15 protein-coding genes and 1 tRNA gene are annotated in these 16,733 nt (G+C 42.0%); 13 read left to right on the forward strand and 3 right to left on the reverse strand.

Translation table 11 applies throughout. The features are described 5' to 3' along the window. Positions 1 to 1,120: 1,120 nt before the first annotated feature. Positions 1,121 to 1,193: transfer RNA gene (locus A5867_RS05235), tRNA-Lys, on the reverse strand. A 269-nt stretch (positions 1,194 to 1,462) separates the two neighbouring features. Here A5867_RS05235 and A5867_RS05240 point away from each other — a divergent pair. The 10 genes from A5867_RS05240 to A5867_RS05285 all read left to right on the forward strand — a co-directional run bounded on the left by A5867_RS05240 (position 1,463) and on the right by A5867_RS05285 (position 12,272). Continuing rightward, on the forward strand, positions 1,463 to 2,029 hold the full coding sequence (locus tag A5867_RS05240; RefSeq protein ID WP_087627028.1) for a DUF1836 domain-containing protein: 567 nt from the start codon (positions 1,463 to 1,465) through the stop codon (positions 2,027 to 2,029). Next, positions 2,022 to 2,882: a DegV family protein gene (locus A5867_RS05245; protein ID WP_005225280.1), complete on the forward strand. Its 861-nt coding sequence runs from the start codon at positions 2,022 to 2,024 to the stop codon at positions 2,880 to 2,882. The genes A5867_RS05240 and A5867_RS05245 overlap by 8 nt, the downstream gene beginning before the upstream one ends. 132 nt (positions 2,883 to 3,014) lie before the next feature. Next, positions 3,015 to 3,719, forward strand: a complete 705-nt coding sequence (gene yycF / locus A5867_RS05250) for a response regulator YycF (protein WP_010747607.1) — start codon at positions 3,015 to 3,017, stop codon at positions 3,717 to 3,719. Positions 3,720 to 3,722: 3 nt separating this feature from the next. Further along, positions 3,723 to 5,564: a cell wall metabolism sensor histidine kinase WalK gene (gene walK / locus A5867_RS05255; RefSeq protein ID WP_005225283.1), complete on the forward strand. Its 1,842-nt coding sequence runs from the start codon at positions 3,723 to 3,725 to the stop codon at positions 5,562 to 5,564. Then, positions 5,561 to 6,871, forward strand: coding sequence for a two-component system activity regulator YycH (yycH, locus tag A5867_RS05260; protein ID WP_087627029.1), 1,311 nt, complete (start codon positions 5,561 to 5,563; stop codon positions 6,869 to 6,871). The genes walK and yycH overlap by 4 nt, the downstream gene beginning before the upstream one ends. Further along, positions 6,872 to 7,726: a two-component system regulatory protein YycI gene (locus tag A5867_RS05265; protein WP_005225285.1), complete on the forward strand. Its 855-nt coding sequence runs from the start codon at positions 6,872 to 6,874 to the stop codon at positions 7,724 to 7,726. It begins immediately after the preceding gene. A 55-nt stretch (positions 7,727 to 7,781) separates the two neighbouring features. Continuing rightward, positions 7,782 to 8,588, forward strand: a complete 807-nt coding sequence (locus A5867_RS05270; protein ID WP_005231151.1) for an MBL fold metallo-hydrolase — start codon at positions 7,782 to 7,784, stop codon at positions 8,586 to 8,588. Between the two features lie 42 nt (positions 8,589 to 8,630). Continuing rightward, positions 8,631 to 9,368 carry a MurR/RpiR family transcriptional regulator gene (locus tag A5867_RS05275; RefSeq protein ID WP_087627030.1) on the forward strand — a complete coding sequence of 246 codons (738 nt, stop codon included), beginning with the start codon at positions 8,631 to 8,633 and terminating at the stop codon, positions 9,366 to 9,368. A gap of 155 nt (positions 9,369 to 9,523) precedes the next feature. Continuing rightward, on the forward strand, positions 9,524 to 10,816 hold the full coding sequence (locus tag A5867_RS05280; RefSeq protein WP_005225288.1) for a PTS sugar transporter subunit IIC: 1,293 nt from the start codon (positions 9,524 to 9,526) through the stop codon (positions 10,814 to 10,816). A 25-nt stretch (positions 10,817 to 10,841) separates the two neighbouring features. Then, entirely contained in the window at positions 10,842 to 12,272 is a 1,431-nt protein-coding gene (locus A5867_RS05285; protein ID WP_087627031.1) for a 6-phospho-beta-glucosidase, read from the forward strand. Between the two features lie 42 nt (positions 12,273 to 12,314). On the opposite strand, the gene A5867_RS05290 is transcribed toward A5867_RS05285, so the two are convergent. Then, complete coding sequence (locus A5867_RS05290; protein WP_005225290.1) at positions 12,315 to 12,959, reverse strand: CPBP family intramembrane glutamic endopeptidase; 645 nt, start codon at positions 12,957 to 12,959, stop codon at positions 12,315 to 12,317. A gap of 217 nt (positions 12,960 to 13,176) precedes the next feature. On the opposite strand from A5867_RS05290, the gene groES reads away from it, so the two are divergent. Further along, positions 13,177 to 13,461: a co-chaperone GroES gene (groES, locus tag A5867_RS05295; protein WP_005225291.1), complete on the forward strand. Its 285-nt coding sequence runs from the start codon at positions 13,177 to 13,179 to the stop codon at positions 13,459 to 13,461. 32 nt (positions 13,462 to 13,493) lie between these two features. Beyond that, complete coding sequence (groL, locus tag A5867_RS05300) at positions 13,494 to 15,122, forward strand: chaperonin GroEL (RefSeq protein WP_087627032.1); 1,629 nt, start codon at positions 13,494 to 13,496, stop codon at positions 15,120 to 15,122. A 206-nt stretch (positions 15,123 to 15,328) separates the two neighbouring features. Here the strand turns inward: groL and A5867_RS18070 are convergent, their stop codons facing one another. Continuing rightward, positions 15,329 to 15,526 (reverse strand): hypothetical protein, encoded by a 198-nt coding sequence (locus tag A5867_RS18070; RefSeq protein ID WP_016610551.1) that lies wholly within the window; start codon positions 15,524 to 15,526, stop codon positions 15,329 to 15,331. Positions 15,527 to 15,925: 399 nt separating this feature from the next. Here A5867_RS18070 and A5867_RS05310 point away from each other — a divergent pair, with 399 nt between their 5' ends. Further along, positions 15,926 to 16,672, forward strand: coding sequence for a YcjF family protein (locus A5867_RS05310; protein WP_005225303.1), 747 nt, complete (start codon positions 15,926 to 15,928; stop codon positions 16,670 to 16,672). Positions 16,673 to 16,733 lie beyond the last annotated feature (61 nt).

Raw genomic sequence — 16,733 nt, forward strand, 5'->3', positions numbered from 1 at the left:
ATATTAATTTATTTGATCAGAATGTTTTAGGTTAATTTGTATAACTATTGATTGTGTTTTGAAGAATATGCTTAGGAGATAAATTTAGAGTGTTGTTAAAGATAAGTATTTATCTGAGGAAATATTATTAGTTTTTTGATCCCAATAAAATATCGGTCTAGTTTTTCTTCTAAAGATCCGGGGATATTATTAAAAAATCCTAATAGAAATGATAATTACTAGCGTACTCATTTTCCTAGGTAACTTTCTTAATATATTCAAGAGAATTTAATTTGAGAATAATAGAGAAATGGGATGATGAGATCATATTTACTTAGGCTAGTCATAACCTCACTCTTACGGCAAGTTAATTACTACAGCTTTGCGTTGCTACTGTTAACGGAGATGGCACTCATAGTATTGGTAATTATGTGGAATTCCTTATTGTGTTAGAACTTAATTAGTTTAACTTCAACAAGTATGACTTATGGGCCAAAGGCTCATAAAAATGAACAAGCATTTTTGTTAAGCCTTGATCAATTCGTTGCGCCATATCTTAGGATTCCTGATGTCACTGCATATAATTAAGTTATATCTGCTGTAGTTATATTAGTCGATGTAATTGAATCGTAGAAAATGACAATTGCTTAAATAGAAAACAGTAGAAGTAAAATATAATTTTTACTTTTGAAGTGTTCGCATGTATGTGGTCACTTTTTGTTATTGACTGAAGATTCAATTCTGATTCATCAGTCCCATAAATTAAAGAGCCCAAAATCAATCTGGATCAGAATGAACCTCATTCTGACCTAGATTTCTTTGTTTTCTTACTTTGATTAATTGATTGATCAAAAAGATTTTAATTCTCAAGTTCTCAAATGATTTAAATCCGTAGAATGCTCGTTTCGTGATCGGTAAATGAGTCATCGTTTAGTAAGGAAGACCGTCGTATTGAGATACCTTCTTCATCGCTCAAAAGTTTTTGAAGTTTTACACAGACCTCTTCGAATAAGAAATCCTTTTATCAAAAAAATTCCTTTATTTTCAAGATGATAATTATAAACAAAAAAATGGAACAGCATAAATGTTTTCGAAATGCTTTCGCACCAACATTTACCTGTTCCGTGGGTTTGGCACCCAATGGGCCGTGAGGGGCTCGAACCCGCGACCCGCTGATTAAGAGTCAGCTGCTCTACCAACTGAGCTAACGGCCCGTACCAAAAGTACTTCATTATCTTAGCACTCCATTGTTGAAAAATCAATCATTCTTTTGAAAAAAATATGCGCTTTTTTCAGTTGAGAAACTGGCGTTATCTTAATAAAACACCATTTGTTTCCCAAATTCAAATGATAGGAAATTCTTAAAAGATTGATCAGATTGCTTTAAAAACTCAGAAAACCGTGATAAAATGTATCTAGTTATCAAAACTAGATGATTAGTTTGTGATAATCTAACCTTCTGTTCTTCAAAATGGAGGATGACATGGAAAAATTACAAGCAGACATGAAAAATTGGGGCAATTCATTGCTGAAATTCCACCTGCCGAGATGGGAAGAATTGCCAACGCTGGAACTGTATATGGATCAGGTGATCACATTGATCGATCAATATTTATCGCCGGTGATCCAAACGGAAAAGCATCCGCTATTGACCTCTTCCATGGTCAATAATTATGTCAAAAAAGGGATGATTCCAGCACCAGAGAAGAAACGTTACAATCAAAAGCATCTCGCATTTTTGATTGCGATCACGATGCTCAAGCAAGTGCTGACGATTCCTGAAATAAAGACGGGGATCCTTTTTCAAGGGAAAGTTGTCGGCATCAGAAATGCCTACAATGTATTTTGTGAAGAACAAGAAAAAGCGATCCACCTTGTCGGCAAAGAAGCGATGGGAGAACCCGAACAAATAACGTCGGAACCGATCCCAATTGAATTAGTAGCCATGAAAGGTGCGACGCGTTCCTTTGCCAACAAACTATTGGCAGAAAAAACGATTGAATTAGAAGTCATTTATTTAGACACACATAAAGGAGAAGCCCATGAATAAAGAGAAAATTGCCCTATTAGTTGATTCAGGTACCGATGTTCCCGCACAGATCATGGAGCAATACGGCATGTATATGTTGCCATTGCAAATTATCTACAAGGATCGGACCTATACCGATAAAGTTGATATTACTGCGGAAGAAATCTACGAGCGCTTGCCGCAAGAGATCCCTAGTACCTCGTTACCTGACGGTGCTGCGATCGGGGAAATCTTTGATCGGATCAAAGCCGATGGGTATGAGAAAGTCTTTGCCGTAACCATCTCCAGCGGATTGAGCGGAACGTTTAACGTCGTTCGCCTGTTAGGTGAACAACGGACGGATCTTGAGGTTTTCGTGCTTGATACGAAAAATATCGGAATCGGTGCAGGGCTGCAAGCGATTCGTGCAGCAGAACTGTTAGAAAAAGGCGTGACTTGGGAAGAACTGCGGGCACAATTAACGAATGAAGTGCCGAAAAACAAAGTCTTTTTCAACGTAGCTACCTTAGAGTATTTACAAAAAGGCGGCCGCATCGGTCTGGTCGCCTCCATCTTAGGCAATGCCTTGAAATTGAATCCAATTATCTCTTGTAATGAAGAAGGGATCTACTATACGGTCGCAAAATCTCGTGGACGGAAGAAAAGCTTGGACAAAACCGTTGACTTGATCAAGCAATTCATCGGTGATCATCGCCATGTGCGTTTAGCTGTGGCGCAAGGTGATGCACTGCAAGAAGCCAAAGAGATGAAAGCACGATTAGAAGCCGAATTTCCTAAGGTCAAAGAAATCTTATTTGGACAAATCTCTCCCGCATTAGTCGTCCACACGGGTCCTGGGTTGTTAGGGATCGGTATCCAGCTGTTAGAAGAGTAAAAAAGAAAGGCCCCGTGCCTTTCTTTTTTTGTGCTTTCCTTAAGAATAAGGCCGTGGTTTTTGGGAAAGATGAAAAGCCCGTTTAAATAATGTATAATAAGTAAGAAACCAAAAAAAATTGAGGTGACATTTTTGAAAAAGATCCTAGTCGTGGACGATGAGAAACCAATTTCTGATATCGTCAAATTTAATTTAACCAAAGAAGGATATGAAGTATATACCGCCTATGATGGAGAAGAGGCATTAGAAAAAGTAGCCGAGGTCGATCCTGATCTGATTTTGCTTGATTTGATGCTGCCAAAAATGGATGGGTTGGAAGTTGCACGGGAAGTGCGCAAAACCCATGACATGCCGATCATCATGGTCACAGCCAAAGATTCTGAAATCGATAAAGTACTAGGCCTCGAGCTTGGTGCGGACGATTATGTAACCAAACCATTTTCAAACCGGGAATTGGTGGCCCGCGTCAAAGCCAATCTGCGTCGCGGCTCGGCAGCTGCGAAGGAAGCAGACGATAACGCCAACAGCGAATTAACGATTGGTGATTTAACCATTCATCCTGATGCGTACATGGTCACTAAAAATGGTGCAGCCATCGAATTGACGCACCGAGAGTTTGAATTGATGCACTACTTGGCAAAACATCTTGGTCAAGTGATGACCCGGGAGCATTTATTGCAAACGGTTTGGGGTTATGACTACTTTGGTGATGTTCGGACCGTTGACGTGACGGTGCGTCGTTTACGTGAAAAAATCGAAGACAGCCCGAGCCATCCAAATTATTTGGTTACTCGTCGCGGAGTGGGCTATTACTTGCGGAACCCAGAACAGGAATAAGCTATGAAAAATAAAGTTCGCTTTTTTCAATCGGTGAACTTCAAAATCGCCCTGACTTTTATCTTGATCTTATTGATTGCGATCCAGATTATCGGGGCGTATTTTATTCGCGAATTGGAAAGAACAACGGTCGATGCCTTCAAACGCGACATGGAGGCACGTGCCAGCACGTTAGTGGTAACATTAGGCTCTGAATTGAGTCGAATGGATAATGATGACGGTTTAGATTGGGATTCCATGAATGCTTCCTTGAATCGAATCTTAACGAGTACCAACTCATCGGAAATTTTGGAGATGCGGGTGGTGGATGAGCAAGGGATCATTCGTGCAACCACCAATATCAATGATCGTGGCTCGGTGGGAGAAAAAAATGATTACCGTGATTACGATACGAACCGCAGTGAAGTCCTCTATGATGAATCCAGCGGCCAGCGGGTGTTCAATATCGTGCAGTCGATCCAATCACCGACAGGGGATACCGTTTTAGGAACCCTTTATTTACGGAGCAATCTTGAGTCAAAATACAATGAAGTCAGTACGACTGCGGTCATTTTTGTGACAGCCTCACTGATTGCGGCAGTGATTTCGATCATTGTGGCACTATTGGTCTCTCGTTCCATCACCCAACCGATCGGAGAGATGCGCGAACAAGCGATTCGCATCGCCAAAGGAGATTATAGCCGCAAGGTCGCGATTCATGGAAAAGATGAATTGGGGCAACTGGCGGAGACCTTTAATCAACTAGGAGAACGAATCGAAGAGACTCAAGAGGCGATGGAATCTGAGCGAAACCGCTTGGACAGCGTCTTGTCTCACATGACAGATGGCGTTGTTGCCACCGACCGACGAGGCAAAGTCATTACCATCAATGAGATGGCGATGTCCTTGTTAAATGTCAGCAACGAAGAAGCGATCGGGCAGTCGATTTTGACGTTATTGGAAATCGATGAAGAATACACGTTACGAAAGCTTTTGGAAAATCCTGAAGACATGCTGTTGGAGCGTCCTAGCAATGATTTGACGGGAACAAATATGATTTTGCGCATCGATTTCTCCATGATTCGTCGGGAGTCTGGCTTTATTTCTGGGTTAGTTGCGGTGATGCACGATGTTACAGAGCAAGAAAAAAATGAACAGGAACGGCGAGAGTTCGTTTCCAACGTTTCTCATGAGTTACGGACACCATTAACGAGTATGCGCAGCTACATCGAAGCGCTGAGTGAGGGTGCTTGGAAAGACCCGGAAATTGCGCCGAACTTTTTGAAAGTGACGTTGGATGAAACGGATCGAATGATTCGGATGATCAATGACTTGTTGAGTCTGTCACGGATGGATAGCGGCAATTCGCAACTGCAGTTGGAATACATCAACTTTAATGAAATGGTCAATTTCGTGTTGGATCGTTTTGACATGATGGTGACGAATGAAAGCAAAAAATACTTGATTCGTCGGGAGTTCACTAAACGAGAATTATGGGTGGAAGTCGATACCGATAAAATGATCCAAGTGATCGATAACATCATGAATAATGCCATCAAATATTCGCCAGATGGCGGGATCATTACGGTGAAATTGATGGAGACCCATAACAACATCGTACTTAGCATCAATGACCAAGGACTAGGGATTCCGAAAAAAGATCTCACGAAGATCTTTGATCGTTTTTACCGAGTCGACAAAGCTCGTGCCCGTCAGCAAGGAGGTACTGGCTTAGGATTGGCGATCTCAAGAGAAGTCATCAAAGCTCATGGCGGTGCGATTTGGGCGGAAAGTCGAGAAAATCGCGGGTCAACATTTTACATCATGTTGCCGTATGAACCGTATGAGGAGGATTGGTGGGTATGAGAATCTCAGAAAAAATCATTCGTGTAGGCTTGATCGTGATGATCGCCTTGAGTTTTTATTTCTCCTATATGATTTGGCTGAATCCGACTGGGTTCAACAATGCCAGCACGGAAACAGATACCGGCGTCAATCCTTCGGTTCAAACCTACAAACAAAAAAGCGATTTGTTTTTGCCCCTGTATTTGACTTGGAATGACGAGGACGCGATCAAAGAAACCAACTCTGAAGCGGTGATTCGTGAGATCCAAGAGGCGATCAATGAGGCAACGATCAGTGATTTGACGCTGCGAACCTATGGCGAGGAACAAGCTTTTTCAAAAGCCCAAGAAGTCAATCAAGGGGTGTCCTTAAACTACTATACAACGTTTTACTTGAAAGATTATGAGAAAACCTTTGAAAAAGAGCTGTCCTTAGAGGACGATAGTGAAACAGAGGATTTTCCGTTTTCCCGCATCCAGTTTGACCTTGAAGAAAACACGATCCAATTTGTTGATTTTACCCATCAACGAGTGGTGCGAGGCAAAATCGACTGGGACAAAAGCCAAGTAAAACACTTACTAGCAGACAACCCTCGGGAATGGACGACAATGGTGGCAGATGAAGAACGATCCAGCAAGCAATATTATACGCAGGATTCGATCAAGCTGAAAAAATACAGCTACTATTCTTCGACCCAATCTCAGAGCTTGTTTCGAGAAGCCTTTTTCAGCAATCCTAAAAACGTCAAGATCAATGATGAAAGTGTCGATACCTACTATTATGAAGGTGGGCAAAACATGACGGTCTTGCAAGATCAGCAGCAAGTCAAGTTTGAAACTACCACAGACAGTTCCGATGAAACGGACCTGGCGATGTTGAGTGCGGATTATATTATTCGTTTAGGCAACAATTTTGGGACGATCCGCTATTTTGATCAACAAGACAAGCACTTGGATTATCGGGTTTTCGTTGAAGGCTATCCAGTCTTTAGTACTGGTGGTCAAGGGGTGATCAGTGTTGCTTTTTCAGAAAGTGGTCAGACCGGCAGTCGGGAAATGACGATTTCTGCCAGTTTGAACGCGATTCAAGTGCCGATTCCTTCTGAAACCGAGATTGAATTACCCTCTAGTTTGTCGGTCAAAAATGAGCTGATTGCGGCAGGGGCTGATCCTGAATTATTGCAACAGATCATCGTTGGCTATCAATGGGGGGAGATCAAAGATGCACCACTCGTTGATTTGACGCCTGCTTGGTATGTCAATTATGACTCGTCTTGGATCAGTTATGATGCATTAATGACAAAATTAGCAGAAACGGAGGAGAATTAATTGGATTTTAAACGAATCGAATGGATTTTTTTCCTCGCTTTTCTTGGTCTGAACGTCTTTTTATTCAATGTTTACAGTGAGGCTCGCAGCGAGCATCAGATGGTTTCACAATCAAACCAAACGATTCCTATCGAACAACGCCTCGAGTCTGAGGACATTCGGTATTCTGGCGAATTATCAGATGAGGTCTTGAGTGGCTATTATTTGAGCGGTGAACAGACGGATTTTGATGTGGAGCTACGAAATCCGCAACTCAATACGCAGTTCAAAAGAGGGTCGACGGTCAAAGGGCAGCAGTTGATCCATGTCTCAACCAATGGCTTTTACATCAGTGATGATTCCCAAACGGAAGAAACCGTCAATGGTTTTTTGCAACGAAAAGATCAAGTCCTGTTTGGGGATGAATATGACTATTTGGAAAACCTCTCTGTCTTGAACGCCAATCATCCGACCGTGGTGGCGGTTCAATCCTATGAAGGCATTCCTTTCAATGACAGCTCAAGTCGAATCGATATCACCTTAGAACAAACGGATGATCTATTGCAGATTGCTCGTTACACGCAAACACATATCTCCAATATTACGCCTCTAAGGGAAAAGATGACGGTCTATTCAGAAAAAGAAGCAGTAAATACGCTTTATCTAAACAACAAGCTGCCGAGTCACTCGAAAATTCTCTGGACGGAATTAGCCTATACGATGATTTTGAAGGTTAGGGAAAAAAATGTGTACATTCCTGCATGGTTTATTGCGTTCCAATTAGATGGCGATGACACCATCCAAATCGAAACGGTCAATGCCTTTAGCAATCGGATCATCACGAATAATGCCGTTCAAAAGGTAGAAAATCCATAAAAAAGCGGGTATAATGGAACTCGTTGAAACAACCAGAGAGGAAGTCACGTAAACCATGATGAAGGAAAATGCCTTTCAAGTAAGTATTCTAGCCAGCGGAAGCTCAGGAAATTCGCTCTATATCGAAAGCAATAAAAAGCGGATCTTAGTGGATGCCGGTTTGAGCGGCAAGAAGATCACTTCATTATTGGATGAAGTAGGGCGTAAACCAGAAGATTTGGACGCCATTCTTGTGACCCACGAACATCGAGATCATATCCACGGTGTCGGAGTACTGGCGCGAAAATACAAACTTGATGTCTATGCGAATACAAAAACATGGCAAGCGATGGATCCAATGATCGGTAACGTCGCTGTCGAACAAAAACATATCTTTGAAATGGGAAAAGTGCTGACCTTGGGTGACTTGGACATTGAAAGCTTTGGCGTCTCTCACGATGCTGCAGCGCCGCAATTTTATCGTTTCCATAAAGACGGCAAATCATTCGTAATGTTGACGGATACCGGTTATTGCAGCGATCATGTGCGAGGCATTATCAAAGGCGCCGATGCGTACCTTGTGGAAAGCAACCATGACCTAGAAATGCTGCGAATGGGCCCTTACCCATGGAGCCTCAAACAGCGAATTCTTGGAGATCGTGGTCACTTATCGAATGAAGATGGCGCTCTGGTCATGACGGATATCTTGACCGACAATACCAAACGGGTCTATCTTGGTCATTTAAGTAAAGAAAACAACTTGAAAGAGTTGGCGCACTTAACGATGGTCAACACCATGAAAGAACATGATCTAGGTGTTGGAGAAACATTTGAAGTCTATGATACCGATCCTGACAAAGCGACGGAGTTATTTGCAATCTAATCGATCAACAAAGGATAAAATTGTCGGGTGGAGGCAGCGGGTATGTTTGATGAAGAAAAAATCAAGTGTCTGAACGAGCTTGAAATGGCTGTTTATAAGTACATTGTCCAGCATTTTGAAGAGATCGATCAACTGACGATCCGCGAATTGTCAGCTGCATGCCATGTCTCGACCTCGACGATTTTACGATGTATCACGAAATTAGGCTATCGCGGGTATTCAGAGTTAAAGTATGCGATCTGTCAAAAAAAGGAACAAGATGCACGAGCGTTTGATCTTTTCTATGATGCAACGATCCAAGTCAATACATTCTTAAAAAAAGTCAATAATGAAGATTACCGTAAGTTTATCCAGCCAGCGGTAGAACTGATTCTTTCCGCACGCCATGTGGCGTTTTCAGGTATCGGCACTAGTGGTATTCTTGGCACCTATGGCAGCCGCTATTTTGCTAATTTAGGCATCAATGCCTATAGCATCGTCGATCCCTTTTTGCCAGTACCGCCTCGTGGGATGGAAAATACGTTAGCGATCATTTTATCAGTTTCGGGGGAAACCATTCAAATGATCAAGCAAACGGAGGATTTCAAACGGTATGGGGCAAAAGTACTCAGTATCACCAATGATGAAAAATCGACGATCGCCCAAATGGCAGATTACAATATTTCCTACTATATGCCCGTCGTCAGTGGGGGAAAAGAAGTCGATTTGAACCTGACGACGCAAGTCCCGGTGATTACACTGATCGAACTTTTAGCCCATCAAGTCTACAAGCAAATCTAAGTGATCGTAAAAAAACAGCTTCGGCTGTTTTTTTTGTTGGAACATGTTTCATAACTTAGAAAAGCTATAGGCAAGGGGAATATTATCCATTAAGATTTATTTGTAAGCGAATTCACTGGCCAGTGGATAGAATTTTATTTTAGGAGTGATGTGAGATGAACGAATGGATCAATGAGAAATTATTACCCCCAATATTAAAATTTGTCAATACGAAAGCAATCACTGCATTAAGAAACGGTATGCTCTATACGATGCCCTTTTCAATCGTAGGATCGATTTTCCTACTATTAGCAAACTTTCCCGTCCAGTCGATTGCGGATTGGGTAACGAATAGCGGCTTAGGTGAATACTTCAACCAAGCCTATGGCGCCTCTTTTGCAATTATGGCCTTTTTCGCCGTAATGGGCATCGCCTATTCATATGTAAAAGCAGAAGGTTACGAAGGACTCCCTGCAGGAATGATTGGTTTAGTTATTTTCTTATTAACTATGGAGTCAAGTGTGACGGATGCTGAAGCAAATGTGACCATCGCAAATGTCATTGATAAGACGTGGACCGGTGGACAAGGAATGATCAGTGCCATCTTAGTGGGACTTTTTGTGGGTTGGGGCTATACGTGGTTCTTGAAACGCGACATCCGAATCAAATTGCCAGAGCAAGTACCCACCAATGTCGCAAACTCATTTACAGCATTGATTCCAGCCGCCGTTTTGACGACCATCGCATTAGGCATTTATATTTTCTTTGATAAAGTTTTTCAAACAACCGTGGTCGAATGGATCTACACCGTGATTCAAAGTCCAATGCAAGGGGTGACGGATTCCCTTGGTGGTGCAATGATGCTAGGCTTCTTAGTGCCATTCTTGTGGTTCTTTGGGGTTCACGGTTCGACGATCGTGGGCGGGATCATGGGACCAATTTTACAAGCCAATTCACTAGCCAATACGGCTATTCTTGAATCTGGTAAAGCATTGACATTAGAAAATGGCGGACACATCGTGACCCAGCAGTTTTTGGATCAATTTATGACGGTAACTGGCGCAGGAATGACGATTGGGATCGTGCTATACATGGTGGCTTTTGCCCGTTCGGCGCAGTTCAAACAATTAGGACGTCTTTCCTTGATTCCGGCATTCTTTAATATCAATGAACCAATTATTTTTGCGACACCGATCGTCATGAACCCAATCATGGTATTACCATTTATTTTGACACCGATGGTTTCAGGCGTGATCACGTATTTTGCACTTTATACCGGTATCGTACCGCTATTTACTGCTGTGCAAGTTCCCTGGACGACTCCGCCGATCATTTCAGGTTTTCTAGTAGGTGGCATTCGGACCGCTATTTTACAATTTGTTGTTTTAGCAATCGGCTTCTTTATTTACTATCCTTTCATTCGTAAGGTCGATAGTTTGAACTATAAACAAGAAACAGAGATCGTTTAATACCAAGGAAGCAGGTTGAATAGAAATGAATAAACTAAGAAGCGATTTTTTATGGGGTGGCGCAGTCGCTGCTCACCAATTGGAAGGCGGCTATCGTGCGGGTGGAAAAGGCGTGAGTGTCGCTGATGTCATGACTGTCGGAGGCAACGGAATTCCTCGCCGAATCACGGAAGGTATCCAACCGGGCGAAAGCTATCCCAATCATGAAGCGATCGATTTTTATCATCGGTATCCTGAAGACATCAAGCTTTTTGCCGAATTAGGGTTGAAGTGCTTCCGAACATCGATTGCCTGGACCCGTATTTTTCCAAAGGGGGATGAGCGCGAGCCGAATGAGGAAGGCCTGGCCTTTTATGATCAATTATTCGATGAGTGTTTACGCTATGGCATTGAGCCAGTCATTACCCTGTCTCACTTTGAAATGCCTTATCATTTAGTGACCGAATACGGAGGTTGGCGTAACCGTAAGTTGATCGATTTGTTTGTCCGCTTTGCAGAAGTTTGTTTTACGCGCTATCAAAAGAAAGTGAAGTATTGGATGACCTTCAATGAAATCAATAATCAAGCAAACTATAAAGAAGATTTTGCGCCATTTACCAATTCTGGTCTGTTCTTTACGGAAGGAGAAGACCGAGAAAAAGTCATGTACCAAGCAGCTCATTACGAGCTCGTTGCCAGTGCAAAAGCGGTGGCGTTAGGACATGCGATCAATCCTGCGTTTCAAATCGGATCGATGATCGCGATGTGCCCAATCTATCCGTATTCTTGCGATCCCAAAGACATGATGGCAGCCACGGTGGCCATGCAACGGCGCTATTGGTTTTCAGATGTTCATGCCCGTGGGCACTATCCGAGCTATATGCGCAGCTATTTTGAAAGAAAACAATTTGATTTAGATATCACCCCTGAAGATGAAGTAGCTTTGGCAAAAGGTTGTGTTGACTACATTGGTTTTAGCTACTATATGTCTTTTGCGATCAAAGGCAAGGAGAATGATCCAACCTATGACTATGATGAGAGCCAAGATCTGGTGGACAATCCCTATGTCGATGCTTCTGAATGGGGCTGGCAGATTGATCCCGTAGGCTTGCGCTATGCCATGAACTGGTTTAATGAACGCTACGAATTGCCGCTTTTCATTGTAGAAAATGGCTTTGGTGCGGTGGATACGGTGGAAGAGGATGGACAGATCCACGATGACTACCGTATTGACTACCTAAAAGCCCATATCGAAATGATGAAAGAAGCAGTAGCTTATGATGGCGTCGACTTATTAGGTTATACACCGTGGGGCATCATTGACTTGGTTTCTGCGGGGACAGGGGAAATGAAGAAACGCTATGGTGTGATCTATGTGGACAAAGACAATGAAGGAAATGGAACCCTTGCTCGTCAGAAGAAAGATTCATTTGCATGGTATCAGCAAGTGATTACGTCCAATGGCACGAAGGTCTAAAGAAAAAAACGTTACGCAAAATTTCTGCGTAGCGTTTTTTCTTTAGGGCATTTGGATATAGCCGTAATGAAGCAATAACTGAATAATAATAACTAAAGTGTTCATTCCCACATGGGTGATCATGGAAGTCCAAATACTGCCGGTCAAAGCATAAAGCCCAGAAAAGAACAGTCCTAAGAAAATATAGACTAAGAGATGATTGTCATTGTGGGCAAAGGCAAAGGCTACGGCGCTGACCACTACACCAACCCAAACATTGCTGTATTTCCCAATGATGCCAACTAAGGCTCTGCGGAAGACAAATTCCTCCATAATTGGCCCACCGACCATTGCTGCGAGAGCAAAGAGTGGGTTTTGCACCACGATGGCAATGATGTTTTCGGTATTTTGCGAAGCGCTGACTTCTCCGAAAAAGGATTCGATAAAGATGGCTAGATTTTGCAACAAAATCGCTGCGACAATGCCTGTTAGCCCGTAAATAAGAATCGCTGAGACTTTGGTTTTTTTGTGTTCAAACGATAGCGGTTCTGTTTGTTTGAAATACAAGAAAAACATGATCGCTGCACCAGCTAAGTAACCGATCGTTGTTGCTGCTACTTGATGTCCGCTAGGGACGAAGGCGATCGGTAGAAAAAAGACGATGCCGTAAGTAAGAATCGTGGACAAAGAATATTTTGATAAAGACATAGTTGTTTCCTCACACTCCTTTGCTTCATTATAGACTAGGTTGCTTCTAGAAACAAAAAATCCTACTATATTTATCAATCAATTAGAAATGCAAAAAAAATTTAGCAAAAGGCTTGCAAAAATTTGGGAAAATGAGTAATATTGAAACTGTAAGTTAGCACTCGATACAAGAGAGTGCTAATGCTAAATTCTATAACATTCATTGGAGGGATTTATCGTGTTAAGACCATTAGGTGATCGTGTGATTATCGAAGTCGCAAAAGAAGAAGAAAAAACTGTAGGCGGAATCGTGCTTGCATCAGCAGCAAAAGAAAAACCACAAACGGGTACCGTTATTGCAGTCGGCGAAGGACGCACGCTCGAAAACGGTGAAAAAGCTCCTGTTGCTGTCAACGTTGGCGAACAAGTAATGTTCGAAAAATACGCTGGCACAGAAGTGAAATATGAAGGAACAGAATATTTGATCGTTGCTGCAAAAGATATCATTGCAGTAGTAGAATAAGAAAAATAAAAAATACTTGAGGTGATGAAATCATGGCAAAAGAAATCAAATTTGCAGAAGACGCACGCGCAGCAATGCTTCGTGGGGTAGATAAATTAGCAGATACAGTAAAAGTAACCTTAGGCCCTAAAGGTCGTAACGTGGTTTTAGAAAAATCTTACGGTTCACCATTGATCACAAATGACGGTGTAACGATCGCTAAAGAAATCGAATTAGAAGATCATTTTGAAAACATGGGCGCAAAACTTGTTTCTGAAGTCGCTTCAAAAACAAACGATATCGCTGGTGACGGAACAACGACTGCTACGTTATTGACACAAGCAATCGTTCGTGAAGGATTGAAAAATGTCACCGCTGGTGCGAACCCATTAGGTATTCGTCGTGGGATCGAAATGGCAACAAAAGTGGCTGTAGAAGAGCTACACAACATTTCATCAATCGTTGATTCAAAAGAAGCAATCGCACAAGTTGGTGCTGTTTCTTCTGGTAGTGAAAAAGTTGGTCAATACATCGCTGATGCAATGGAAAAAGTCGGCAATGACGGTGTTATCACTATTGAAGAATCAAAAGGGATCGAAACAGAATTAGATGTTGTGGAAGGAATGCAATTTGATCGTGGTTACTTATCACAATACATGGTAACTGACAACGATAAAATGGAAGCAGCGTTAGAAAATCCATACATCTTGATCACTGACAAAAAAATCTCTAACATCCAAGATATCTTGCCATTGTTAGAACAAATCTTACAACAATCAAAACCATTATTGATCATCGCTGATGACGTTGATGGCGAAGCATTACCAACACTTGTATTGAACAAAATCCGTGGAACATTCAATGTTGTTGCAGTGAAAGCACCAGGATTTGGTGACCGTCGTAAAGCAATGCTAGAAGACATTGCGATCTTAACTGGTGGTACAGTGATCACTGAAGACTTAGGTCTTGAGCTGAAAGATGCAACCATCGATAACTTAGGTCAAGCAAGCAAAGTGGTTGTGGATAAAGACAACACAACAATCGTTGAAGGTGCTGGTGAAAAAGAAGCAATTGACGCACGCGTTCAATTGATCAAAAACCAAATCGCTGATACAACTTCTGACTTTGACCGTGAAAAACTACAAGAACGCTTAGCAAAACTTGCTGGTGGGGTTGCTGTGATCAAAGTTGGGGCACCAACTGAAACTGAATTGAAAGAATTGAAATTACGTATTGAAGATGCATTGAATGCAACACGTGCCGCTGTTGAAGAAGGCATGGTCTCAGGTGGGGGAACTGCCTTAGTGAATGTCATCAACAAAGTTGCAGAAATCGAAACAGATGGCGATGCAGCAACAGGTGTCAAAATCGTTTTACGTGCCTTAGAAGAACCAGTTCGTCAAATTGCTGAAAATGCAGGCTACGAAGGTTCAGTCATCATCGACAAATTGAAAAACGCTGACTTAGGCGTTGGTTTCAATGCAGCAACTGGCGAATGGGTAAACATGCTAGAAGCTGGGATCGTTGACCCAACAAAAGTGACGCGTTCTGCATTACAAAACGCAGCTTCTGTTGCCGCATTATTGTTAACAACTGAAGCAGTCGTTGCCGAAAAACCAGAACCAGCAGCGCCAGCAGCTCCTGCAATGGACCCATCAATGGGTATGGGCGGCATGATGTAAGCAAGCCTTGAGAACTCCTCTTTTGAGGGGTTCTTTTTTTGTGCGATCAAAAAATACTTCAACACAGAAAAAGACAAAAAACCTTTCTTCTTAGTATTCTAAGCACCAAAGAATTGGTTCATTGCTTGAATAAAAGGAGAAAGGATTGGTAGATATAAGCTATCTATTTGTCTTGTAAAGGCAGCGAGTTTTGTAAGGAACGTCAATCACAACCGTTCCCAAAATCCCTGCGCAAAACCAGTAATAAATTCGTAGAGAGCCGGCAGTATCACCGAAATACATAAAACGACAAAGACCATTTTCTGAACAGCAGTTAATTGTTTGAGGAAATGGTTTTTTGTGAACAATAAATACGCGATACAGATAACGGCAAGCAGCTGCAATAGATCAAATAAAATGGACAAGAAAATCACCTTTTCTGATTAGATTGAATGGACGATAGAATGATGGATTCTCTCAACATAGAGCAAAGAGTTGAATGATATGGTTCTGAGAAAACGTGAAGATCAACGTTTATAAAGAAACGGTATTTCGACTCCAAAGAATGCGAAGATCCCGCTTAAAAGAAAGTAAGTCAATAAGCCTAGATAAAAAAGGACTTTCCAATTCAATTTCTTTTTCATTCGATCCACTCCTTTTGTGTATCATAGCATAAAAAAACGATAATATAAATAAATAATCTAAAGATGCAAATTTGCATTTTCCAGCAAGTGTAAGCTCTCTCAAGCTACATTTTCGCTATCTTGAAAAACCTGAGCTAAAATAGAAAGAGGAACAAAATCATGGCTCACTTTGATTTTTAAATGAACAACGAGTCGAAAGAAGGAGACATTTCTTTGAAAAAACCGTGGATAAAACGCAAAAAGAAGCAAAACGAAAATGAATTATTAACGGAACAGTCCGTTCAAGTCGAGCAAAGTCAAACGAGAGAAGAGCTGCAAGAAGAAGCGGAGTTTACTTCTTTTTTTGCGGATGTCATGAAGCGAATGCCGAAAAAATCGGCTGCCCTGGTGATGAAAGGCTATGACGGATCAAAAGCCCAGGCGGAAAAAGTGTTAGCGAAAAGCAAGGATCAATTTGATCAGGTGTTTGAGGAGTTTTTGGTTGGCGTAGATGATGAAACGCGGAAAAAAGCCCACCGCACGATCCATGCGGCTTCTTTGACGGCGGCGATTATCGGCTGTTCACCGATTCCCTTTTCAGATGCAGTGTTACTTGTGCCAGTTCAGATGACAATGATGGCCCGTTTGTATCGTATTTTTGGGCGAACATGGCGTGAAGGGTTAGCGAAAAGTATTTCGAAAGAGCTAGTCGTTGTGAGTTTTGGTCGCAGTGCCGTTGGCAATATCTTGAAATTTGTCCCAGCAGTCGGCACCGTTGCTGGAGCTGCAATCAATGCCAGTGTGGCTAGCGGTATTACCGAAGCATTAGGCTGGGTGACTGTCAAGATGCTGAATGATGGGGAAGATGTGTTTGAGCAAGTGATGTCCTTTAAAGGCCAATTTCACACGCTGTTCAATGCGTTGAAAGTTGGCAAGAAATCTAAGTGAGACAAACAGAAGAAGAACGAAGCAGGTCCAGACGACTTGCTTTTGTTGCTTCTTTTTCTTC

This window comes from Enterococcus sp. 6D12_DIV0197 (genome assembly GCF_002174385.1).
In the GTDB taxonomy this organism is placed as follows: domain Bacteria; phylum Bacillota; class Bacilli; order Lactobacillales; family Enterococcaceae; genus Enterococcus_D; species Enterococcus_D casseliflavus.

Bases quoted from the DNA above. Each gene is read 5' to 3' on its own strand.
- A5867_RS05240 (WP_087627028.1), top strand. From the start codon at position 1,463: ATGGAAAAATTACAAGCAGACATGAAAAATTGGGGCAATTCATTGCTG.
- A5867_RS05245 (WP_005225280.1), top strand. From the start codon at position 2,022: ATGAATAAAGAGAAAATTGCCCTATTAGTTGATTCAGGTACCGATGTT.
- walK (WP_005225283.1), top strand. From the start codon at position 3,723: ATGAAAAATAAAGTTCGCTTTTTTCAATCGGTGAACTTCAAAATCGCC.
- yycH (WP_087627029.1), top strand. From the start codon at position 5,561: ATGAGAATCTCAGAAAAAATCATTCGTGTAGGCTTGATCGTGATGATC.
- A5867_RS05270 (WP_005231151.1), top strand. From the start codon at position 7,782: ATGATGAAGGAAAATGCCTTTCAAGTAAGTATTCTAGCCAGCGGAAGC.
- A5867_RS05275 (WP_087627030.1), top strand. From the start codon at position 8,631: ATGTTTGATGAAGAAAAAATCAAGTGTCTGAACGAGCTTGAAATGGCT.
- A5867_RS05280 (WP_005225288.1), top strand. From the start codon at position 9,524: ATGAACGAATGGATCAATGAGAAATTATTACCCCCAATATTAAAATTT.
- A5867_RS05285 (WP_087627031.1), top strand. From the start codon at position 10,842: ATGAATAAACTAAGAAGCGATTTTTTATGGGGTGGCGCAGTCGCTGCT.
- A5867_RS05290 (WP_005225290.1), bottom strand. From the start codon at position 12,959: ATGTCTTTATCAAAATATTCTTTGTCCACGATTCTTACTTACGGCATC.
- groL (WP_087627032.1), top strand. From the start codon at position 13,494: ATGGCAAAAGAAATCAAATTTGCAGAAGACGCACGCGCAGCAATGCTT.
- A5867_RS05310 (WP_005225303.1), top strand. From the start codon at position 15,926: ATGAACAACGAGTCGAAAGAAGGAGACATTTCTTTGAAAAAACCGTGG.